Source organism: Clostridium sp. JNZ X4-2 (assembly GCF_054889485.1).
The window spans coordinates 3,069,791-3,094,307 of the sequence record NZ_CM142685.1 but is presented as its reverse complement, the minus strand read 5'-3'; the positions used below and the strand labels follow the sequence as shown (position 1 = coordinate 3,094,307).

General features: G+C 35.1%; 19 protein-coding genes. 18 read left to right on the top strand and 1 reads right to left on the bottom strand.

The window, feature by feature from the left end; translation table 11 throughout:
* Positions 1-129 precede the first annotated feature (129 nt).
* The 17 genes from pfkA to ACYUJ6_RS14855 all read left to right on the top strand — a co-directional run bounded on the left by pfkA (position 130) and on the right by ACYUJ6_RS14855 (position 22,300).
* Positions 130-1,086: a 6-phosphofructokinase gene (pfkA, locus tag ACYUJ6_RS14935; RefSeq protein ID WP_461843493.1), complete on the top strand. Its 957-nt coding sequence runs from the start codon at positions 130-132 to the stop codon at positions 1,084-1,086.
* 43 nt (positions 1,087-1,129) lie between these two features.
* A complete protein-coding gene (pyk, locus tag ACYUJ6_RS14930) occupies positions 1,130-2,887 on the top strand; it encodes a pyruvate kinase (RefSeq protein ID WP_461843492.1) in 1,758 nt (585 codons plus the stop codon).
* Between the two features lie 453 nt (positions 2,888-3,340).
* On the top strand, positions 3,341-5,323 hold the full coding sequence (locus ACYUJ6_RS14925; protein ID WP_461843491.1) for a sigma-54 interaction domain-containing protein: 1,983 nt from the start codon (positions 3,341-3,343) through the stop codon (positions 5,321-5,323).
* Between the two features lie 344 nt (positions 5,324-5,667).
* Complete coding sequence (locus ACYUJ6_RS14920; protein ID WP_461845524.1) at positions 5,668-6,633, top strand: thiamine pyrophosphate-dependent dehydrogenase E1 component subunit alpha; 966 nt, start codon at positions 5,668-5,670, stop codon at positions 6,631-6,633.
* Positions 6,630-7,613 (top strand): alpha-ketoacid dehydrogenase subunit beta, encoded by a 984-nt coding sequence (locus ACYUJ6_RS14915; RefSeq protein ID WP_461843490.1) that lies wholly within the window; start codon positions 6,630-6,632, stop codon positions 7,611-7,613. Before ACYUJ6_RS14920 ends, ACYUJ6_RS14915 begins: the two co-directional genes overlap by 4 nt.
* 14 nt (positions 7,614-7,627) lie before the next feature.
* Entirely contained in the window at positions 7,628-8,857 is a 1,230-nt protein-coding gene (locus ACYUJ6_RS14910) for a dihydrolipoamide acetyltransferase family protein (protein ID WP_461843489.1), read from the top strand.
* A 37-nt stretch (positions 8,858-8,894) separates the two neighbouring features.
* Positions 8,895-10,295: a dihydrolipoyl dehydrogenase gene (gene lpdA, locus ACYUJ6_RS14905; protein WP_461843488.1), complete on the top strand. Its 1,401-nt coding sequence runs from the start codon at positions 8,895-8,897 to the stop codon at positions 10,293-10,295.
* A 39-nt stretch (positions 10,296-10,334) separates the two neighbouring features.
* Entirely contained in the window at positions 10,335-11,222 is an 888-nt protein-coding gene (locus ACYUJ6_RS14900; RefSeq protein ID WP_461843487.1) for an NAD(P)-binding domain-containing protein, read from the top strand.
* Positions 11,223-11,327: 105 nt separating this feature from the next.
* Positions 11,328-11,501, top strand: coding sequence for a hypothetical protein (locus ACYUJ6_RS14895; RefSeq protein WP_461843486.1), 174 nt, complete (start codon positions 11,328-11,330; stop codon positions 11,499-11,501).
* Entirely contained in the window at positions 11,462-12,106 is a 645-nt protein-coding gene (locus ACYUJ6_RS14890; protein ID WP_461843485.1) for a lipoyl synthase, read from the top strand. The genes ACYUJ6_RS14895 and ACYUJ6_RS14890 overlap by 40 nt, the downstream gene beginning before the upstream one ends.
* A 125-nt stretch (positions 12,107-12,231) precedes the next feature.
* Positions 12,232-13,503 carry an MFS transporter gene (locus tag ACYUJ6_RS14885; protein WP_461843484.1) on the top strand — a complete coding sequence of 424 codons (1,272 nt, stop codon included), beginning with the start codon at positions 12,232-12,234 and terminating at the stop codon, positions 13,501-13,503.
* 614 nt (positions 13,504-14,117) lie between these two features.
* Positions 14,118-15,962, top strand: a complete 1,845-nt coding sequence (rlmD, locus tag ACYUJ6_RS14880) for a 23S rRNA (uracil(1939)-C(5))-methyltransferase RlmD (protein WP_461843483.1) — start codon at positions 14,118-14,120, stop codon at positions 15,960-15,962.
* Between the two features lie 519 nt (positions 15,963-16,481).
* Complete coding sequence (locus ACYUJ6_RS14875) at positions 16,482-16,673, top strand: hypothetical protein (protein ID WP_461843482.1); 192 nt, start codon at positions 16,482-16,484, stop codon at positions 16,671-16,673.
* Entirely contained in the window at positions 16,673-17,608 is a 936-nt protein-coding gene (locus ACYUJ6_RS14870) for a DNA cytosine methyltransferase (protein WP_461843481.1), read from the top strand. Before ACYUJ6_RS14875 ends, ACYUJ6_RS14870 begins: the two co-directional genes overlap by 1 nt.
* Position 17,609: 1 nt before the next feature.
* Entirely contained in the window at positions 17,610-19,034 is a 1,425-nt protein-coding gene (locus tag ACYUJ6_RS14865) for a DNA cytosine methyltransferase (RefSeq protein ID WP_461845523.1), read from the top strand.
* A gap of 308 nt (positions 19,035-19,342) precedes the next feature.
* A complete protein-coding gene (locus ACYUJ6_RS14860) occupies positions 19,343-20,995 on the top strand; it encodes an AAA family ATPase (RefSeq protein ID WP_461843480.1) in 1,653 nt (550 codons plus the stop codon).
* A 6-nt stretch (positions 20,996-21,001) separates the two neighbouring features.
* Positions 21,002-22,300, top strand: coding sequence for an LlaJI family restriction endonuclease (locus tag ACYUJ6_RS14855; protein WP_461843479.1), 1,299 nt, complete (start codon positions 21,002-21,004; stop codon positions 22,298-22,300).
* Between the two features lie 12 nt (positions 22,301-22,312).
* On the opposite strand, the gene ACYUJ6_RS14850 is transcribed toward ACYUJ6_RS14855, so the two are convergent.
* Complete coding sequence (locus ACYUJ6_RS14850; protein WP_461843478.1) at positions 22,313-23,515, bottom strand: hypothetical protein; 1,203 nt, start codon at positions 23,513-23,515, stop codon at positions 22,313-22,315.
* A gap of 418 nt (positions 23,516-23,933) precedes the next feature.
* Here ACYUJ6_RS14850 and ACYUJ6_RS14845 point away from each other — a divergent pair, with 418 nt between their 5' ends.
* Positions 23,934-24,425, top strand: coding sequence for a sigma-70 family RNA polymerase sigma factor (locus ACYUJ6_RS14845; RefSeq protein ID WP_461843477.1), 492 nt, complete (start codon positions 23,934-23,936; stop codon positions 24,423-24,425).
* Positions 24,426-24,517: the final 92 nt, after the last annotated feature.

Below are 24,517 nucleotides of genomic sequence, written 5' to 3'. Positions count from 1 at the left end.
CTTAAATTAAAACCATAATATGGTGAAAAAAACAGGATTGTATGATATAATTAAAGCTGTAGTTATATGAAAGTTGGTTCTAGTCTCGATGGGACATTAAAAGTCCCAGTGGTCATAGGAGGTACTAATATGAAAACAATAGCTGTATTAACAAGCGGCGGAGACGCCCCAGGCATGAATGCTGCCATAAGAGCAGTAGTGAGAACAGCTTTAGATAAAAACTTTACTGTAATGGGAATAGAAAGAGGATACAGTGGATTGATAAAGGGTGAAATAATGCCCATGGACAGAAGAAGCGTGGCGGATATTATACAAAGGGGGGGAACCATATTAAAAACTTCCCGCAGTGAAGAGTTCAAGACGGAACAGGGAAGAAAAAAAGCAGTACAGATGTTAAAGAAGTTTGGTATAGACGGACTGGTGGTAATTGGAGGAGATGGTTCTTTTAGAGGAGCTCAGGAATTGTCCAAAATGTCTATAGCAACTATTGGAATTCCAGGTACCATAGATAATGATTTATCATATACGGATTTTACTATAGGATTTGATACTGCAGTGAATACGGTTTTAGATGCCATAAATAAATTAAGGGATACCTCCACTTCCCATGAGAGGGTAAGTGTGGTGGAAGTTATGGGGAGAAATTGTGGAGATATAGCACTTTATTCCGGACTTGCAGGAGGAGCTGAAAATATAATCCTGCCTGAAAAGGGATATGATCAGGATGAATTGTGTAAAAATGTAATGGAAGAAAAGATAAAAGGTAAGTTGCATAATTTAATAGTTCTGGCAGAAGGTATTGGAGGAGCTGAAAACCTTGCACAAAAAATACAAAAGGTTACGGGAATAGAGGCCAGGGCAACGAAACTTGGTCATATTCAAAGGGGAGGAAGTCCCAGCTGCCTGGATAGAATACTGGCTTCAAGATTTGGATACAGGGCTGTGGAGCTTCTGGAAAATGGAAAGACCTCAAGGCTTGTTGGAATTGAAGGTAGGGAAATTATTGATTTGGATATAGATGAGGCTTTAAGCATACCAAGACATTTTGATAATAAATTATATAAAATAGCAAATGCATTAGCCTGAGCAGTTCTTCAGAATAAATCTTGTATTGAGGAGGAGTTATACTATGCAAAAAACTAAAATGATTTTTACTATTGGGCCTGCAAGCGGCTCGGAGGAAGTTTTATCAAAGCTTATTGAAGCTGGCATGAATGTGTCCAGACACAATTTTTCCCATGGGGACTATGCGGAACATGAAGAGAGGATAAATACTGTAAAGAAATTGAGGAAAAAGTATGAAAGGCCCATAGCAATCATGCTGGACACCAAGGGACCTGAAATAAGAACGGGAAATTTTAAGGAAGATAGTGTGGAGTTAAGGGAAAATGATAAATTTACTATTTATTGCAAAGAAGATGTCCTGGGAGATAATCATAAATGTTATGTGACTTATGATGGACTGAGTGAAGATGTTGAAGAAGGCAACCATATACTGATTGATGATGGATTAATTGACTTGAAGGTTGAAAATGTTGAAGGGAATAAAATACATTGCATAGTTGAAAACAGTGGAACCATCAGTAATCACAAGGGGGTAAATGTTCCAGGGGTTTCCATAGCCCTTCCGGCTATTACGGAAAAGGATGAAGAAGATTTGAAATTTGGGTGTAAAATGGGAATAGATATGGTAGCTGCCTCTTTTATAAGAAAAGCTTTGGATGTGCTGACCATAAGGAAAGTGCTTGAGGCAAATGGAGGACAAGATGTACAGATATTTTCTAAAATTGAGAGTCAGGAAGGCGTTGACAATATAGATGAAATAATAAAATTTTCCGATGGCATAATGGTGGCCCGGGGAGATATGGGAGTGGAAATTCCCATAGAACAGGTTCCATTGATTCAGAAGCTCATAATAGAAAAATGCAACAGGGTGGGGAAACCCGTTATAACTGCCACTCAGATGCTTGATTCCATGATAAGAAACCCAAGACCTACAAGGGCAGAAGCATCGGATATAGCCAATGCCATATTTGATGGAACAGATGCCATAATGTTAAGCGGAGAATCCGCCAATGGGAAATATCCTGTAGAAGCTGCACAAACCATGGCAAAAATAGCCCAGACAGCAGAAGAAAAAATTGATTATGATACTTTACTTAGCAAAAAGAGAGAAACACATATACAAAATGTTCCCAATGCCATAAGCCTTGCTACCTGCACTACTGCTTCAGAATTAAAGGCATCGGCTATAATAACTGCCACTCAAAGCGGACATACAGCCAGAATGGTTTCAAAGTACAGACCTCAATGTCACATTATAGCTGTTACTCCAAGCCATAAAGTGGCAAGAAGTCTGGCTCTGAATTGGGGAGTGTATCCTATACTCACAAAGAAGGTGGAATCCACAGATGAATTAATAGATAATTCTGTTGAAATATCTTTAAAAAGCGGCTATGTAGAAAAAGGAGATCTGGTAATTATAGCAGCAGGTATACCTGTAAGTTATTCAGGAACTACCAATATGATGAAGGTGCACATAGTAGGAGATATATTGGTTCAGGGCAGAGGATCGGGAATCAGACCGGGATATGGTAATGTGAAGATAGTAAAAAGCCCTAAGGAAGCAGATGAAATTGTGGAAAGGGATGACATCTTAGTAGTTAAAAATCTGGATAGGGGATATATGAATGTATTAGACAGGGTTTCAGGAGTTATAGCGGAAAAAGGCGGTTTGACATCACATCTTGCCATTGAGTGTATAACCAGGGAAATACCTATTATATGCAGCGCAGGAGGGGCCACTGAAGTGTTGAAGACAGGTACCTTTGTAACCATGGATGTTACAAGGGGTATTGTATACAACGGCAGAGCCAATATAATGTAAGATATATGATAGGCTCATCCAGTGCTGAATATATCATTGACTTCAGGTACTGCATTGTTTTTGGAAATCCGGCAGTTTTTTTATACAACTGGCAAGAAAATTTTCCCCCGTCTCTTTCTGCTATGATAGAGGTGGGGGTTTTGCGTACACATTAAGTCTTAAATTAAATTTTTTATTATGGCAGTCACAGCTATTTCAGACCTTTGCACATATATTTGCTCTGCAATTTGAAGCATATATCATCATGTGACAACATTGGAGGACTGATTATTTTGTTGAAGGATTTTATACACTGATATAATTGGAGAAAGAGGTATCTAAGGTGTATAATAAAGACATAAAATTACAGGATTTATTGTAAACCTTTTCAGAATATAATTTCAGGCGGTGTGATATTTTGAAGTTTTCATACGTAGTATTACTTGAAGGCAGAGAATAGGAAGGGGAATTTGTATGGGCAAAAACAAAAAACTCATATGGGAAATGTTTCAGAATACCGGCAGTATTGACGGCAGTTTATCTGAAAATATTGCTAAGTCATGGATTCATTCAAGGGAGGCAGGAGTCAATCCCAATAAAATATGTCTGGAGAAAAATATGGTTCAAGACGGGCAATTGAAAGACTCTCTTCATAAAAATAAAAAAATCATACGAATTGTAAAACCTGTTATGAAGGAATTATGTGAGCAGTTTGAGGAGTATAGGCTAACGGTTACGCTGCTGGATACGGATTTGTGTGTTTTAGTTGTGCAAAAAAGCCATGATGAGTTATTGTGCAATACCTTGAAAATAAGCAACAGGCCTGGATTTTGCTATTCAGAAGAGAAAATTGGCACCACAGCAATTTCCATGTGTGCTAAAACCGGTAAAGTTGAAACAATATCAGGATATGAACATTACTGCAGAGAATACCATGATGTGTTTTGTGTTGCTGTGCCAATTTATGATGAGAATAATAATATCTGCTCTATATTAGGCGGTACAGGTATATTGAAAAATAAAGTCAGTAATCTGGATACCATCCTGGCTATATCAAGTAAGATGATAACAAATAATATAAAAATGCAGAATGTTGAAAGGCAGCTGGATACAAAGAGCACTTTATATGGCATAATTTTTGATACTATATCAGATGGCATGCTTACAGTTAATATGGAGGGCATCATCACTTCAGTTAATCCGGCAGGCATGCAGATACTGGGCATTGATAAGTCTTGTATAGGAAAACATATAACAGAAAGTGTGGATTTTGAGCCCACAATACTTGAGGTGATAAGAACCGGAAAAGGATATATTGATAGGGAATTCAGGCTGGAAGGAAAAAATGGAATGATACATTTTGTTAAAACTGCTATTCCAATGAAGGATGAAAGGGGAAACATGATAGGCTGTCTGGATGTATTCCGCAGTATAACACAGGTCAAATCCATGGTAAATAAATTAACAGGTGCTCAGGCCAAATACACTATTTCCAATATTATCGGTAAATGTAACCCAATACAAAATATAAAAAAGATGATAAAAATAGCAGGGAGAAATGACAGTACAGTATTAATTCAGGGCGAAAGTGGCACCGGAAAGGAAATTATTGCACAGGCAATTCATAATCATGGAATTAGAAAAGATGGACCTTTTATTGCTATAAATTGTTCGGCAATACCCCGGGATTTAATTGAAAGTGAGCTATTTGGATATGAGAAGGGTTCCTTTACTGGAGCTCTTAAAGGCGGAAGACCTGGAAAGTTTGAAATGGCTCATGGAGGTACCTTGTTTTTTGATGAAATAGGAGATATGCCTCTTGATATGCAAAGTAAACTTTTAAGAGTTTTACAACAAAAAAGTGTAGTGAGAATTGGTGGATTTAAAGAAATGTTTGTTGATGTGAGAATAATAGCTGCAACAAATAAGAACCTGGATGAGATGATAAGGGAGAAAAGTTTCAGAGAGGACTTATATTACAGAATTAATGTCATAAATATTGTATCGCCTCCTTTAAGAGAAAGGGAAGGAGATATAGATTTACTTATAGATTTCATGCTGAGGCGGCATAATTTGATTAATGCTACCCATAAAGTAATTTCTGATAAAGCCCGTGAAATGCTTGATGAATGGGAATGGCCCGGGAATGTGCGTGAGCTTGAAAATGCAGTAGAATATGCTTATTGTATGGCTGAGAATAAAGAAGTTTTACCTGAACATTTACCAAGTAGAATTTTTAATTCCATGACGAAAGGTGAAAATAATGGAGGTTTTAATATGCATCTCTATGATAATGGAGTCATTACAATAAAGCAGGCAGAGATGATTGCCATTAAGCATGCATTGAATCAGGTAAACGGTAATATGACAAAAGCGTCAAAGATGCTGGGAATAGGACGCACTACTTTATATGAAAAAATTCATAAGATTGGGTTAATTGAATATGGCAATGAATAAATTGCAATAAATATGTTTGGATTACGGATACTGTTTGGATTATGAACAATGTAAAGATTACTAAATATAGAGGATTTCTTAAATAGTGTCCGGTTTCGGAACAAGTAAAATATATTGGAAAGTATTTGGGACAATTTTAAATGTATAAGATTAAATATATTTTAATACAGATAACTGTGGTTTTAAGTTATTGAGGTCATGTATTGAAATATATTTTTTTATGTAAAAATATATTTGGCATTGTATTTGCTTATATATTAGAGTGTGTTATTAAAATAATGAAAATGTGAATTTTAAGAAAGGTGTTGGTTTATTTGGAAGGCAATTGGAAATATTCAAGTGAAATGCTTTTCGATATGTACCAGAAAATGCTGAGAATTAGGAAATTTGAGGAAAGGGCAAGTGAGTGCTTTAAAAAGGGCATAGTAGCAGGCAATCTCCATCTTTGTGTTGGACAAGAAGCAGCTATTGTAGGCACCTGTCAAGCACTGGAAAAGACAGATTTTATTACATCAACTCATAGAGGTCATGGGCACTGTATAGCTAAAGGTGCAAAAACTGATAGAATGATGGCAGAAGTTTTTGGAAAGGAAACAGGATATTGTCATGGAAAAGGCGGATCCATGCATATAGTAGATACTAATTTAGGTATTTTGGGTTCCAACGGTATTGTTGGTGCAGGTATTCCTATTGCTACAGGTTCAGCATTAGCTTCAAAGATAAAAAATACAAAGGAAGTTACATTGGCATTCTTCGGTGATGGTGCATCTAATCAGGGGACTTTTCATGAATCCATCAATATGGCAGCTGCATGGAAGCTTCCCGTAATCTATTTGTGTGAAAACAATCAATATGCTGTTTCTGTGAACATTAATACAGTTACAAATACGGACAATATTTCAGTTCGTGCCAAGGCTTATAACATTCCAGGAATAACAGTCAACGGCAACCAGGTGCTGGAGGTCTATGAAGCTGTAAAGAAAGCAGTGCAGTACACACGTGAAGGTAATGGACCCTGTATTGTGGAATGTATGACCTTCCGTATGCGAGGTCACTATGAAGGTGATTCGGCTAACTATCGTCCCAGGGAAATAACAGAGGAGTGGAAAAAGAAAGATCCTATTAATGCGTTTAAGGCTTATCTTCTTGAAAAAGGTGTGGGGGAAGAACAACTTCTTAAGATGGAAAAGGAAATGGATGATGAAATTCAGAAAGCATATGAATTTGCACAAGCCTCTCCATATCCGGATGTAGATGATGTGTTAAAAGATAATTATTCTTTTGATAATGAAAGGAGTGTTATTAGATGACCAGGATTAGCTTGAGTCATGCAATCAGAGAAGGTATGCATGAGGAAATGATAAGAGATGAAAATGTAATCATGGTGGGAGAGGATTTGGGAACCATGGGCAGCACTTTTGGTATTACCCAGGGGTTTTTAAAGGAATTTGGTTCTAAAAGAGTCATTGAAACTCCAATTTCTGAATCCGGGTTTACAGGCATGTCCGTAGGTGCTGCCATAAGGGGAATTCGCCCTGTAGTGGAGCTTATGTATAATGACTTTATTTCAGTATGCCTGGATCCTGTGATGAATCAAGCTGCAAAGCTCAGATATATGACTGGTGGTCAATTAAAAATTCCTATGGTAATCCGTGCTCCCATGGGAGCAGGAAGAAGAAATGCAGGGCAGCATTCCCAATGTTTAGAAGCATTGTTTACTCACATACCAGGTCTGAAGGTAGTTTGCCCTTCTACACCTAAAGACGGGAAGGGACTTATTAAGGCTGCTATTCGTGATGATGATCCTGTTGTATTTTTGGAACATAAGCTCTTATATGCGGTAAAAGATGAAATCCCTGAAGGTGAATACGTGATCCCATTAGGTCAGGCAGATATAAAAAGAAAAGGCAGGGATGCAACCATTATTACCTGGTCCCGTCAGGTGATTTTTGCACTGGAGGCAGCCAGGGAGTTGGAAAAAGAGGATATAGATGTAGAAGTACTTGATCTTAGAACTCTTGTCCCTTTAGACTGGGAATCCATCAGGGAATCTGTATGTAAGACACATAATGTAGTAGTGGTGGAAGAAGATTGTAAGAGAGGCGGATATGGTGGTGAAATTGCAGCTCAGATTATGGAAGAGCTGTTTGATGAATTGGATTCTCCGGTAGGACGCGTTGCTGGATTAAATACGGTTTCCCCTTTCAGTCCTCCATTGGAAGATGCAGTCTTTCCAAATAAAAATGATATTGTAGAAGCGGTAAAGAAAACAATAAGCTGTATTGTATAGGGGAGGTAAATAAAATGGCTGCTGAAATTAGAATGCCCCAGCTGGGCTTGACTATGACTGAAGGTACAATAGTCAATTGGTTAAAGCAGGTGGGGGATACCGTGAAAAAGGGAGAACCTGTTTTGGAAATTGAAACGGATAAACTGACAAGTGAAATTGAAAGTGAAGCAGATGGTGTCTTACTGGCTGCTTGTGCCAATGAAGGTGAGGATGTTCCTGTTAAAGGTTTACTTGGTGTAATAGGGTCAGAAGGGGAAAAAGTTAATATTGATGAAATCCTGGCAAAGGAAAACAAAAAAGAAAATCCGGATTCTGTTGAAGAGGAGAAGGAACAAACTACACAGCGGGCAGGGGAAAGAATTCCGGCTAAAAGAATAAAAATATCTCCTCTGGCAAAAAAGACAGCTAGAAAAATGAATGTGGATTATTCAGAAATTGTTGGTTCTGGAATTGGCGGGCGGATTATACAGAGAGATATTTTAAATAATGTGGAGAAAGTTAAAAGTGAGGTAATAGATTCAGGAGAAAATATAATTCCATCAGAAGAAGGTATAATTCCAAAGAAAATTGAAAGAAGAGAAAAACTCAGCGGCATGAGAAAAGTTATTGCAGAAAGAATGTTCAAATCCCATAATGAAATTCCTGCTGTAACTCAAAATGTCAAGGTGGATGTTACGGATTTAATGGAATTTAGAAAAAAGATCAATGAAAACAGAGAGCAGAAAATTTCTATTAATGATTTTGTACTTAAAGCTGCTGCAAAGGCATTGACAGCAAATGGACATATTCTGGTAAGCCTTGACGGGGATGAAATTGTATATCACCATCATATAAACTTAGGCATGGCAGTTTCAGTTGATAACGGGTTGATTGTTCCTGTTATTAAAGATGCTGATAAAATGGGAATAGAAGCACTTTCTTTAACTGCAAAGGATTTAGCCAAAAGGGCTCGTGAAAACAAACTTAATATGGATGAATGCAGTGGTTCCACTTTTACAATATCCAATCTTGGAATGCTGCATGTAGAAACCTTCACACCTATTATAAACCAGCCGGATGCAGCTATTCTCGGAGTTTGTGAAATACAGGATGAACTGGCTCTTGAGGAAGATAAAGTGGTGGTAAGAAAAAAGATGAGGATTTCAATGACTTATGATCACAGATTAATGGATGGAGCAACAGCTGCCAGATTTAAGACTGCAGTAAAAGATTTACTTGAAAACCCAATGGATGTTATTTTGTAATAGAGGCATAAAAAAGCTGATGAAGGAGGTACACACTGTGAGTAGTAAAAAAATAAAGGTTGCTGTCATCGGAGGAGGTCCTGGAGGCTACGTTGCAGCTATAAGGGCATCACAGCTTGGCGGGGAAGTTACATTAGTAGAAAAGGATCATCTGGGAGGCACCTGCTTAAACATTGGCTGTATTCCCACAAAAGCTTTGCTCCGCATGTCGGAAATTTATGAGAACGCAAAGAATGGCGGGGGCTATGGTGTTATTACAGACGTAAAGCTGGATTTTACAAAAATGCAGAAAAGGAAAAAAAGAATTATAAAACGGCTGGTGGGCGGAGTAAAAGGCCTGCTTGCAGCAAATGATGTAAAAGTGATTTTAGGTTCGGCATCTTTTGAGAGCAGCAATTCAATAAAAATTAAGACGGTAAATGGAGAAACTGAAATTTTAGAATTCAACAGGGCTGTTATTGCAGCAGGAGCTGCTACCGTTATACCTCCCATAGAAGGAATTGAATCAAAACCATGTATCACAAGTACAGAGGCTCTTGAACTTAAAGAAGTTCCTGAAACAATGATTGTTCTTGGGGGTGATGTAATAGGTGTTGAAATTGCGGCTTTATATAATGCACTTGGCTCCAAAGTAAGAATCATTGAAAGGCAGGGTCAAATACTACCTATGATGGATGGGGAACTGGTAAAAATTATAAGTTCAAAATTAATAAAAAAGGGTGTAGAAATTTATACAAGTTCTAGGGTTATGTCTATTAAAGACAATGGAAGCCAAGCTGATGTAACAATTGAAGCAGACCAGGGTGAAAAAAAAGTGGCTGCTTGTGAAAAGGTTTTGATATCTGCAGGCAGAAAGTCAAATATAAGTGTTTTAGAACTGGATAAGGCAGGTATTATAAGTGATAAAAAAGGAATTATAGTTGATAATAGAATGGAAACAAATGTTAAGGGCATATATGCTGTAGGTGACTGCACAGGACGTAATATGTTAGCCCATGTTGCATCTGCCGGCGGTGAGGCTGCAGCAGAAAATGCCTTGGGTCATGAGAGGGTTTTTGATATTAAGACAAGTCCTTCCTGCGTATATACAGATCCGGAATTTGCTTCTGTAGGATTGACGGAAAAAGAAGCTGAAGCACAGGGAATAGAGTATGCTGTAGCTAGATTCCCATTGGCGGCAAATGGGAGATCCCTTATTATGGGAGGAGAGGAGGGAATGATAAAACTTGTTGTTGGAAAGGAGTATAGAGAAATATTGGGAACTCATATTGCAGGACCCAGGGCTACCGATTTGATTTCTGAATGTGCACTTGCCATTCAATTGGAGGCCACAGCTGAAGACATCATTGCTACAATTCATGCACACCCTACTGTATCAGAAGCTGTTAGAGAAGCTGCAATGGTAGTGGAAAAGCGTGCAATACACATGCCGAATTGATAAAAAGTTTTTTGAAAGTGAGAGGGGGATATTTGATATATGAAAAAAATTGGATTTATAGGACTGGGTATAATGGGACTTCCCATGTCTATTAACATGATTAAAAAAAGCGGCAAGTCCATAATGGGTTTTGACATAGTTGATGAAAAGAAAAAAATATTTAGGGAGAATGGCGGAATACCTGTAGAAAAGGTGGAAGAAATATATAATTGCTGTGATATTATTTTCATTTCACTGCCTACCAATGAACTTGTTAAATCAAATATACAGGGAATTATTGATACGGAAAGAAATGGAATCATAGTGGTGGATTTAAGTTCAACAGCTCCTAATGTTATAAAAGAGATGTATGAAAAGACAAAAAACCATGGCGTCAGACTTTTGGACTCTCCTGTCAGCGGCGGGGAAAGGGGAGCTATTGATGGGACCCTTGTGCTTATGTGCGGTGGAGATAATGAAATATTTGAACAAGTTAAAACATTGCTGCTTTATTTGGGCAGTTCCGCCACTTATATGGGACCAGCAGGATGCGGCAGTGTTGCCAAGCTTGCTAATAACATGATTGTGGGATGCAACATAGGAGCTGCAGCGGAGAGCTTTGCATTTGCTGTAAAGGCGGGGATTGATCCGGAAGTTCTCTTTAATGCCATAAAAGATGGATTTGCAGGCAGTGCAGTGCTGGATTCAAAAATTCCTAAAATTATCAGCCGAAACTTTGATGCAAGTGCCAGAATTGCAATACATCAAAAGGATCTAAAAAATGCAGTAAAATTGGCTGAAGAATTAGGAGTGGAAATACCTCTTTCAAAAATTATTTTAAATTACATGAATGAGATGGAATCATATGGAAAGGTAAATGAGGATCATTGTGCCATTGCGAAAATATATGAAAAAAATATGGGAGTGGAAATAAAAAAAATTCAATAAAATTTTCTGGCGGTTCATATACCATAAGCTGGTCAGATATTTGGAACAGGATTTATTTCATCAATACACAGTATTTAAGATGCTAACTAATGAAGGAGGCAGAATATGTATGATAAAAATATAAATGGGAAGCCAAAATGGCTGAAGGTCAGTTACAATAAAAAGTCCATTGAAGAAATTAGTCTTCTCATGGAGAAACTTTCCTTGAATACTGTCTGCAGAGAAGCTAATTGCCCAATATGGGAGAATGTTATAAAAAACATATCGCCACGTTCATGATTATGGGAAATCAATGTGCAAGACACTGCAGGTTTTGCAATGTTGTACATGGTAAACCATCGGATATTGATCCCAAGGAGCCAAGACATGTTGCAGAAACCGTAAAACAGCTTAGCCTAAAACATGTTGTGGTTACAAGTGTAACAAGAGATGATTTAAGTGATTGTGGTGCTGAACATTTTGCAGAAACGATACAGGAAATCAGGTATTTGTGTCCCAGTACGACTGTAGAGGTTCTAATACCTGATTTAAAGGGCATAAAAAGGAATCTGGACATTGTAATTAAAGCAAATCCTGATGTAATCAACCATAATATTGAAACAGCACAACGTCTATATAATACTGTTCGTCCTGAGGCAGATTATAAGAGGTCATTATCTGTACTTAAATATGTAAAAGACAAGAATCCGGATATTTTAAGCAAAACAGGTATTATGGTGGGTTTAGGTGAAACTGAGGAAGAAATTTATAAGGTTATGGATGATGCTTTGAATGTTAAATACGATATTCTTACAATAGGACAGTATTTATGTCCAACAAAGCAGCATATTGAAGTTGCTGAATGTGTTGCTCCTGAAAAGTTTGAAAGATACAGGCAGGGATGAAAAAAGGATTTTTATATGTGTACAGCTCCCCTTTTGCTGGAAGTTCCTATAAGGCAGAAGAGGCAGTAAAATTTTTCAAAAGTAAAGTAAAAAAATCAAATTCATAAAAAGAAGGTGTTTTAATAATGGGTAAAGTTGATCAACTGCGCTGGAGCAGGATAATACCGGTGGCGTTTATAATGTATATGCTGGCATATATGGATAGAATTAATACTGCAATGGTTCTTCCCTATATGAGCAGCTCTTTTCATTTTACAAGTGCGGATATAGGATTTGCATCAGGAATTTTCTTTGTAGGTTATATGGTTTTGCAGATACCCGGAGGAATTTTGGCTACCAGATGGAGTGCTAAAAAAACTGTGCTGATACTTATGTTCTTGTGGGGATTTTCTGCAATAAGCATTGCATTTGTTCAGACAAAAACTCAATTTTTTATAGCAAGAGTTTTACTTGGAATTTTTGAAGGAGGAGTCTGGCCGGCAACTTTGGTTTTGCTTGCATCCTGGTTTCCGCAAAAGGAAAGGGCCCGTGCCAATGCACTTTGGATATTGTGCCTTCCGATTTCTGCAGTTATAATGTCGCCTTTAACAGGATGGCTTCTATCATTTCTGTCATGGCGTATAGTTTTTGTTATAGAAGGTATGCCTCCTTTAATCTGGTCATTTGTCTGGTATTTCACAGTAGCTGATAATCCAGATCACGCGAAATGGGCTTCTGAAGCCGAAAAAAAATATGTTAAAGAAAGTATTGCAGCAGAAAACGCTGACAAACCTGAAAATATAGGATATTTTAAAGCCTGTACAAATAAAATTGTCATACTTCTTATACTTGCTTATTTTTTCTGGATATCGGGTTTCTACGGATATACCATGTGGGTGCCGGATGTTATTAAGGGTTTTAACGGTATTAGTCCTAGTTTGGTAGGATTATTAAGTGCTATACCATTCTTGTTTGCAGGAATTGCAATGGTTATAAATTCAGTTCATTCCGATAAAACTCAGGAAAGGGAAGCACATATTGCTATTCCGCTTATTGTAGGTGCTTTTGGCTTGATAGGCGGACAGTATTTAGCTCATACACCAGTTATGAAAATGATATTTCTAGTTATTACGGCAATAGGGGTTTACGCGCCATATGGTCCTTATTGGGCAATGCCCACTATGGTTTTAAGGCCAGAGGTAGCAGGTGCGGCAATTGGAATCATAAATGCATTAGGTAATTTAGGAGGTTTTCTTGGACCTTATTTAGTTGGTTATATTAAAAATGTATCATCGGGATATATGGGATTTGTGGTGCTGGCATTCTTTCTTGTAGTTACATCACTGTTGTGTATTCTGATTAAAAAAGCAAACAAGGATCTTAACAAAAAAAATGATAAGTCATTTTCGAAAGTCTGACATCTAAGGTTTTTTAAAAGCATTCTTTATGGAAAAAACCTGTTATGGATAGGCCTATGGATAGATCACCCGGTTTCGGGTTCACAAACTTTTAAAGGTATTCCTTATGAGCAAGATTTCATCTGTACCTAAAATAACCGAAAAACTATGTTTTACTGAAAATCATATAAAAAAATTCATATTATAGTAAAGTTTTAAAAATAAAATTACTGGCTGGAGTTGTTCACAAAAATTTTTCTTTAAAAAATTGGAAATAATCATAAATTTGATGTATAATAAATAAGCATATGGCTAGAATTATATGATAGGAAAGTAAGACAACTGATTCTATATTTTTTGCACCTTTACAGGTGCAATTTTTTTTAATGTGTACAAAGTATTGAATTTATTCTATTGCTGTGCTTTCAGGTTTTTTAAAATACAGGCATGGCAGACAATGGTATGCTGCACTGGACAAGTAGTTCTTCTCAGGTATGGAGAAGAAAGGTATTCTTTATGTGCGATGTAATAATGTTTACTTCACTTGAGAACTACTTGATTAAATGCTGTAGATTCCTTTTGACAGAATAATGTATACTGTATTTAAACAATCAATTTTTTTAGTAGGTGAAAATATGAATGAAAAAATAGAAAAAAATAAAGAATATATATTGCAAATAGATGGAATGGGGTACCAGGGAGAAGGAGTGGGAAAAATAAACGGATTCACTATTTTTGTACCTGGGGCCATAAAGGGCGAAAAGATCAAGATAAAAGCCGTCAAGGTAAACAAGAATTTTGCCTTTGGAAAATTACTGGAGGTCATTGAATCATCTCCTCATAGAGTAAGTCCGCCCTGCAGCATATACAAAAGATGCGGCGGCTGCCAGCTCCAGCACATGTCCTATAGGGCACAGCTGGATTTCAAGAAAAACAGGGTAAAGGACTGTCTTGAAAGGATAGGAAAATTTAATATAGTTGAAACTGCAGTAGATCTTTGTCACAATCAAGGCAAGTCCTGTAACAGTGAAGAGAAATCAATTTACGGAGAAGATAACTTATGGGATAGTGAAGAAAATTTAAGTGACATCCAGGGCAAATCCTGGGGCATTGAAGAGAAATTAAGCCACAGAGAGGATAACTTATGGGGCGGTAAAGAAGAGAATTGTGGCGGCGAATACAATTTACAGCACAATGAAATGAAGCAGCACAGCAGTGAAGAAAATTTAAGTGACATTCAAGGCAAATTTTGGAACAGTGAAGAGGAATTAAGCCACAGAGAGAATAACTTATGGGGCGGTAAAGAAGAGAATTGTGGCGGCGAATACAATTTACAGCACAACGAAATAAAGTTGTGTGGCATTGAAGAGAAATTAGGTAACAGCAAAGGCAGGTTCGACAGCAGTGGGAAAAAATGCATTACCGCTCCTCCCACTCTTCCAGAAGGTGCTTTGAGATTATATGACACCATAGGCATGAAAAATCCTTATAGATACAGAAACAAGGTTCAGCTCCCAGTGAACAGGTCCAATTTCAAATTGAATATTGGATTCTATGCCAAGAGGAGCCATGACATAATAGATATGGACAGCTGTCTTATACAAGATGAGTCTGCAGATGAAGTTGTAAAACTTATTAGAAAGTGGATTGAAAAATATAATATACCTGTTTATGATGAAAAAACCGGTCAGGGAATTATAAGGCACATAATGGTGAGAAAGGCTTTTGCAACCGGTGAAATCATGGTGGTAATTGTGACTTCTACATTAAACCTGCCCGGCAGGCATGAAATTATAGAGGTTTTGACTGAAAATATGTCAGGTATAAAGAGCATAGTCCAAAATATAAACAGCATGAAAACCAATGTAATACTGGGACAAAAATGTATAACATTATGGGGACAGGATACCATAAGTGATTACATAGGAAAGTTCAAATTCAATATATCACCGCTGTCCTTTTTTCAGGTGAATCCTGTCCAGACAGAGATACTTTACAGTAAGGCTCTGGAATATGCAGGACTCACCGGAAATGAGATTGTATTTGATGCCTACTGTGGTACCGGCACTATCTCCCTGTTTTTATCCCAAAAGGCAAAAAAAGTTTATGGTGTGGAGATCATAGAGGAAGCTGTGAAAAATGCCAGGATAAATGCAGTGGAAAACGGCGTCAATAATGTAGAATTTATAGCTGGTAAATCCGAGATGGTCATACCCCAGCTTATAAAACAGGGCATAAAGGCTGATGTAGTTGTTGTGGATCCTCCAAGAAAAGGCTGTGACAAATCTCTTTTGCAGTCTATTGGCAGCATGGCTCCCAAAACAATAGTCTATGTATCCTGTGATCCTGCCACACTTGCCAGAGATCTTGGGGTACTGCGAGACATGAGATACATGGTAGAAAAGGTGCAGCCCGTGGATATGTTTGCACAGACAGCCCATGTTGAGACGGTAGTATTGATAACAAGAATAGATAAATAAAAGTGTGTGAAACACTGATAAATAAAGGATTTCTGAGATTATGAGCAAAACTATCAGTTTTTTGATGGTGTGTTTATGATTCAGAAATCTTTATTTTTATATTGAGAGGGAAGATATCAATGGTTAGTAGAGTTTTAAAGTTGAGTAGGTGGTATAGATGTGAGATAAGTTAAGTGGGCAAGTTGAATGGCTTTTTGAATAAGAATTTTAAATGCTGTCAAAGATTAAAAAGTCAGAGTATGCATTGAGGCAGCTGTGAATATAGTATGTAAATAGGATGATATCAAAAGCTTTGAAAGTTTTTAAGTGAATTTTGAAAAGTGTTTTATGTTTCCTCAGACTGATATTAGACATCCCTTAAAATGTACTTTTAGTTTAGGATTTATAATAAGTATGTATATGAAAATTGAGCGGATTAGATGTTATAGAAAAATGAGTTGCACTTATTCATGAGATTTGGTAAAATGATTTTGACCATGATATAAACCATATACAATATGTATAAAAATGGAGAATGATATGAGTAATAAACAAGCTAATTGTGGGAGACCACCTGGAAGAAAAAAAACTTCAAAAATTGAAATTGCAATTGAACCTAAAATAAAAAAAGAGTTTATGGAATTGCTTTATGATGAAGGGAAAACGGCATCAGTAGAAATCGGGTGTTGGATTAGGGCGTATATAAAAGAACATAAGGAGGACACAAAATAATGGATGTTGTTTCACTATTTAGCGGAATTGGAGGTTTGGATATAGGCTTTTCAGAAGCAGGTTATAATATTATTTGGGCAAATGATTTTGATAAATATGCAGTTCAAACATATAGAGCAAATTTTGGAGATCACATTGTTTTAGGAGATATTAATGAAATACCATTAGAAGATATTCCTAATCATCATGTACTGATAGGAGGATTCCCTTGTCAACCATTTAGTATGATGGGAGAAATGAGAGGCTTTGAGGATACAAGAGGAACACTGTTTTTCCGTATTGTAGAAATAATAAGAAATCAAATTCAAAGAGGTCATAGACCAAGAGCTATTATTTTGGAAAATGTTCGTTCGTTGAGAACACATGATAATGGAAATACCTTTGCAATAATTAGAAGAACATTAGAGGAATTAGGGTATAGAGTCTACGATGAAATATTGAATTCAGTAGAATATGGTGTACCTCAAAAAAGAAACAGAACATATATTGTATGTTTTGCAAATCACGATGTAGATTATCATTATCCACTCCCAGTGCCTCTTAATGGATTGACATTGCAAGACTTATTGGAAGATGATGTTGATGATAAGTATTTTTTATCTGAAAGAATTTTACCTACAATATTATCGGATGGAACTGGAGGTTATAAGGCAAAATCTGAAATAGATTTACAAATAGCCAGACCTTTATGTGCTTCGATGGCTAAAATGCACAGAGCATGCCAAGATAATTACGTTACACAAAATGGAAGGGTAAGGAGACTTACTCCGAGAGAATGTGCGCGGCTACAAGGATTTGGTGACGATTTTGTAATACCTGTTTCGGACAGTCAAGCCTATAAACAATTTGGTAATGCCGTTACAGTAAATGTTTCTAGAGCAGTAGCGGAAAGTGTTAGAACTACATTGACAGAAATTGGAGAGTGGATTGAATAAAATGAAAGTCAATGATGAAGTATTAGAAATAAAGGAATTTATTGAAGCATATATGCCAGAAGGTGCTGTCGGTGATGGTAGATCTTGTGTTGATAGAGTAAGTGCGGAGATTAATGAACAATTTCTTCTGCGTAGGGCTGAAGAAGTTAAAAAGGCATATATCCAACATGAAGAAATAAAAGATGCATTTGGAAAGATGGAAAGCATATGCAATGAAATTAGTCAACAATGCAGTCAATGTCCCATAAAAAAGTATTGTAATACCTATATAAGAATGGTAAGAGAAAATGTAAATGAGGATTCACTTAAAATGATAGATTTATTTTGTGGAGCTGGGGGTCTATCATTAGGGTTTACACAAGAGGGATTTATAACGAGCTTGGCTAACGATATACAGAATTGTTGTGTTGATACATATGCTCACAACCATCCAGAAACACCTAGAGACCATATAGTACTTGGAGATATTCAAGAAATTATTACCAATTTAGAAGGATTACTAAGATATGATACCGTTGATATTGTAATTGGAGGACCACCATGTCAAGGTTTTAGTATGGCAAATAGACAAAGATTAATAGATGACCCTAGAAACCAACTATACCGAAACTATGTTGAAGTTGTAGATATGGTTCAACCACGATTCTTTGTCATGGAAAATGTTAAAGGTATGCTTACAGTAGCAAATCAAGTCATTGAAGATTTTAACAGTATTGGATATTCGGTTACTGCTAAGGTTCTAAATGCCAAGGATTTTGGTGTCCCACAAAATAGAGAGCGATTAATATACATAGGTAATAGAATAGAAGTAAATAATGACAGAATATTTGAAGAGATAGAAGCCTTTGGATTAACAATTCCAGATAATGTGCTTGAAGATGCGCTATTTGGACTTCGTGAATTAAGTGCTTCAAGAATTAAAAATTCCACAAATTTAAACACAGAAGAATCAGGAAGAAGAATAGAAGCTGCTCGAAATACTGAAACAAATCGATATATTAATATGATTAATCAAGGTAGAAATTGTTATGTAGTTTGTAATCATAAAGCAAGATATAATAATGATAGAGATATAGAGATTTTTGGGAGATTAAATCAAGGAGATCGCTCTGATGATCCTAAAATAGCGGACATTATGCCATACACAAGCAGAAATGATATTTTTAAAGATAAATATTATAAACTTGAGAATAGTAAGGTTTGTAAAACAATTACTGCTCATATGAAATTTGACTGCAATATGTATATTCATCCTACTCAAGCTAGAGGGTTAACTCCAAGAGAAGCAGCAAGAGTACAATCTTTTCCAGATGACTACTTCTTTAGAGGAGCGTATACGAAAACTTATATGCAAATTGGCAATTCTGTACCACCATTATTAGGTAGAGCAATTGCTCGAGTAATAAAGAAATACTTAATAAAGTAGACAATATTAAATATTATGCTAACAATAAATGAGTGTGGCTTTCATTTATAGGTTCTTTCTCAGCTTTGGATATATTGCTTCTCTCAATTCTCTGGAATATTCTTTTATGTCCAGAAAATCAGAAGAGTCGCACATAACAAATATCCTAACATGAGAAAGAACCCATTTATAAGCGCACTCATTTTATAGATTTTTAGTGAACATTGCTGTAAAATATTAAGAGTAGTTCAAAAAGGTTTAATAGAAGCTGTGGATTAAGAGATTCAAGTAAAATAAACATAACTTACAGGGTAAAAGGGGGGGTTTAAGTGAATTTTAATGAAGCTATTAATACTATATCAACTGTAATGTCCAAAATTAATATTGATATTAATCAAGAGGATTATGACGGTATAATAGTAAAAAGACTTGAAGCATCTAACACATTAGATGCTGGTCGAACTACAAATCAGACGCATATTGCTATTACTGGTGATCAAATGGATATATTTCCTTATTTACGGGCAGAAGGATATTTTTCGGCTAATTATGGAGAGCAGGATAATGACTTGAAAAAATTTTTTATAACTCAAATACCTGTTTGGTTAAGTAAAACCAATATAGAATATTTGAACGATGAAGGAAATAATATTGGGAATATTTTTGGAAACTCACCTTCGAAAAGAGTAGTAACTAGTATTGTGCGAAGTAGGCGTAGAAATCAAACAGATCAAATACAAATGTCACTAATAAATATGGATAGTCCTAGTTTTGTTAACTTTAGAAAACTCTTACACACTGGAGATTATTTGATTGTTTTAAAAAGAAAAGAAAAACTAGAATATGAGTTTTATGGTGTTAAGCAAAACCGTGTTATACAAGGTGATGGTGGACTACATGAATTAAATAATCAATTCTATAAATTATCAACATACACTGCAGTTAACATTGCAGAGGTTCAAGGAGAATATTCTACAAATATTGAGCGTATTAAAGGGGGGACAAACACCTTGTTATACGGTGTTCCGGGCTCTGGGAAAAGTCATACAATAGAAACTAATTATTGTAATGATTTTAGCTTAATGGAACGAGTGGTCTTTCATCCCGATTACATGAACACTGATTTTGTAGGACAGATTTTACCAACTGTCAAAGGTGAAGGTGATGAAAAAGAGATAACTTATGATTTTACACCAGGCCCATTTACTAGAGTACTGAAGAAGGCAATAAATAATCCAGGAAAACATTACTATTTAGTTATTGAAGAAATAAACAGAGGTAATGCTCCTGCAATTTTTGGAGAAATATTTCAACTGTTAGATAGAGAATCCGATGGGACAAGTTCTTATAAAATAACTAATCATAACATTGCAAGTGAAGTTTTTGGGAAAAAAGAGACCCCAATTTTCATCCCATCAAACCTAAGCATTTTAGCAACAATGAATACTGCGGATCAAAATGTTTTTACTTTAGATACAGCGTTTCAAAGAAGATGGAATATGAAAATGATAGAAAATGATGTAACAAAAGCTGAACATGCTAAAACAAAAATTTTAGATACCACTGTAACTTGGGAGAAATTTAATACAGTTATTAATGAACAAATAATTACTAGTGGAGCAACTACTTTATCATCTGAAGATAAACGTCTAGGAGCATATTTTGTAACAAAAGATATTCTTAAATATTATTCTATTGATGAAGATAAAGATGAGATAGTAGAGAGATATGGCATTAAATCAGATGATATTAAAAAAGTTGAAGGAGTAATTAAAGATTTAAATTCAAGGTTTGGAGATAAAGTTATTAAATATCTGTGGGATGATGCGTTTAAATTTAGTAGGGATGATTTATTTGAATCAAGTTATAAAAGCTTAGAGAAAGTACTAGATGATTTTGGTAGATTTGATGGTAACAGAAGATTTGATATATTTAATCAAGATATCAAAGATAACCTATTTACAACGGAAGAATCTAGGTAACCTAAAATGAGTAAGGATTTTAAGGAAGTTATTTTATCTAAGCCTTTAAGTGAATACTGTAGAAATGCAACAAACCGAGAGGGAGATACATTTGTTGGAATTAAATCTGAAATTGTAGGAGAGAAACATGAAATAAGTGTATATTTCCCAATAGGCTATAAAATATCTGAAAAAGAAGAAACTATTAGAGATGAGATTTTAGACTTATTTAGTGTTCTACAAACATATAATGATAAACAATCTAGGATATCTAAGATAACAGCTAATCAAGTTTTAAAAACTGTAAGATTTCCTGTTCAGGCTTATCTTAGAGTTATTCATTACTATTTACAACATGACTACTACAAAGAGAATGAGGAAATCTATGTTAAAGGTATGTCGGGGCCGATTAATATGAGGGAAACTATAAATAAAGTTCCGCCTATAGTTCAAAAATCTGGTTTTGTTTTTCCTAATTTAATGGTTCGAAAAAATAATGATACAGATAAGCATCTAATAACTGAGATTAATAAGTATTGTGTTTATGAAAGTTTTTTAAAGCTAGGTTGGATTTATAAGTATAAACTTCCTCAACAAGCACATGTTAAAAATCCAAATATTAAGGTATATAGAAGCATATTACAACAAAAGTTAGGACAGGCTAATGATGATACAAGGAAGCAGCTATTTCAAAGTATGTTAGCAATAATTGATTTTAGGAACAGTGCAGATGATCCAGAAGAATTTTATTTTGGGACTAATAATTTTGAATATGTATGGGAAAGATTAATTGATGAAACTTATGGTATAAAAAATAAAGAAGATTATTTCCCAAAAACTACTTGGAAGTTAAATTATGCTGGAAAGAGAGACAACCCAGCCCTAGAACCAGATACTATCATGATAACCAATTACCATATATGCGTTTTGGATGCAAAATATTACAAGTATGGTGTTACAGGGAAACACGGTGATTTACCTAAATCTACTTCCATAAATAAACAAATAACTTATGCTGAATACATAGCTGAAAATAAGAAGTTTGAAAAAGAACGTGAAGAAGGAAAAGATGTATTAAACGCATTTCTTATGCCTTTTAGTAAAGCCAACAATATATTTCAGACTAAGGACAATTATTTTTCTGTAGGAGAGGCTGTGGCAGAATGGAAAGATTGTACTAAGGATTATGAGCATGTTCAAGGTATACTTTTAGATGTAAAGGCATTAATAGCGAATTCTACTAGACCTAATAGACAAGAAATACAGAAACTATCTAAAGCAATAGAGGAAAGTTTGAAAAAGAATATGGCTAAAGGGAGAGAATGATGGAATTATCTATCACTCTCTTTTTTTATACCTATATTTTCTTTGGGAAACAGCATTGGTGCAATCAACACAGCAGTATTTTTTTATTGAATTTGTTTTGGTGACAAGAAAAAACTGACCACAATTAACATTTTGACAAGCCCTATAAGATGCTTGTTTTGAGTCTAAGTAAAATAGTGAAAGGTACATAGCAGATAATAAAGAAGGAAGATTCCAGTTAGGTTGCATAGTTTCTATGTTATAAATCGGTCTTATTTCTGATAAATGATAGTTAAGTTCTCTTTCAATTAATAACTTAGATATTTTATATAAAGATTTAGCCAAAGAGGTACATTCTTTAGATTCTAATTTCGTGTAGCATTCATCTTGGAATGGTATATCTAAAGATATAGATTCCAAATTGATTAACGATACTTGTTGAACAAAATGAAATAGGAATTCTATAGCCAGCCTTTCAATAGTAGTAAAGATAGGTGAATCTTTTAGTACATATAATTTAAATATTTGCCTAATAAACTCCAAAGATTGTTCTTCATCTTCTAAAAGCATATCATAATCATATACATTTATATCCTGATATCCACCCTCTGCAATAGAGTCTTTAGACCTATAGACTATATCATTGCCTCCATCAGATCTTGGTATGTGAACTATATTATTTCCATTCATAAGATTGGTTTTGGTAGCATTTTTAATATTGCTTAGAAACACATTATTATTTGATTTATATATAGTTCTATCATTAATTCTTATTTCTCGATCTTCTCTAAGTAATAAAAATAGGACTGAATCTAGGAGTTTCTTATAATTTATTTCATTTGAACATTGGGCATTTAATAAGTTTACTAAGGCTTCAAGATTATCTTTTAAGTACATTATATCTTCCATATTTACATTAACATATTTATCATAGCCACTTAAATCAAATAAAAAACCATACTTATTAAAAAATGACATGACAGAGTCTATGTCATTTTTTTTTATACCTAAAAATTCACCTAAGATATTATTTTTGTCATTATATTTTCCCTTTTTTATTTCTTTTAAACCTTCACCATATAGATATGCTGCCCTAAAGCTTTTTGAAATATCATTTCTAATTACAATATTTTTGACCTTACTTCCGGTATTTAAATCAACTACTTCATTACAGTCGGTGAAGCATTTATAGCTTTTAAAAATAAATGCACTTTTAAAAGTATCAGAACTACCCATGAACGCATCCTCCAAATTAATAATTAGTAAATATAATATAATTAATTACTATTATAATAATATACCACAAATTAATAGAAAAAGTAATTACTAAAAAAATATATAATGAGTGATTTGTAATATTCTAATTATTACTAAAAAGATGAGAGAATATACCTAGAAAGAAAACTACTGAAAATTTAGATAGTTATTTTTCTGAAGTTAAAAGAGTAATTTATCTCAAAAAATATTAAATGCCTGATTTGCAATAAGGCAAAGGATACATATTAATTCATAGTTGTTCTTAAGAACAATAGTGGAGAAATAGAAGTACCTTACCTTATTGCGCTCATTTTCAAGGTTTGTGTACTTTGTTTAGGCACAAACCTTATTTTTGTATCCTTTGCCGCCAATGCAATCCGGCGGAAAGGATGCACTTATGTTAAGAAATTACAAAACAAGTAAAAAGAACAGAACCAATTATATTTATTACTCAGCTGATGGACAGGCAATAAAAATTGCACCAAATGAAAATGGGGTTACAGATGCTATAATTGTCACTCTACATAGCTTTGACGATGAAGAATACAATGCAGGTAGACGTGAGAAGTACCATGTGCCAGTGCATATGGATGCTTATTGTGACAAAAATGAAGATGATGCAGCAGACCGCAATCCATATTTAGTTGATAATGCTTCCAACCCATTAGAAAGTATTATCAAGTCTATTGAAGTATCTGAGCATGAGGAAAAGATAGACAAGTTAAGAACCACAATTGAAACTCTAAAGCCTAAGCAGAAGGAATTAATCAAAAAAGTATTCTATGAAAATCGTACCAATGTTTCTATTGCTGCAGAAGAAGGTGTTACTGAAGCAGCAATTAGAAATCGTTTAAAAAAGATTTATGATAATCTTCGTAAAAAAATCTAAAAAATAGGGGGTAAAATCCCCCTAAATAAAGTTTTCAAAAAAGGGGTTCGATTCCTTAAAGTTTTTTGTATATGGACAGAGGGGTAAATAAA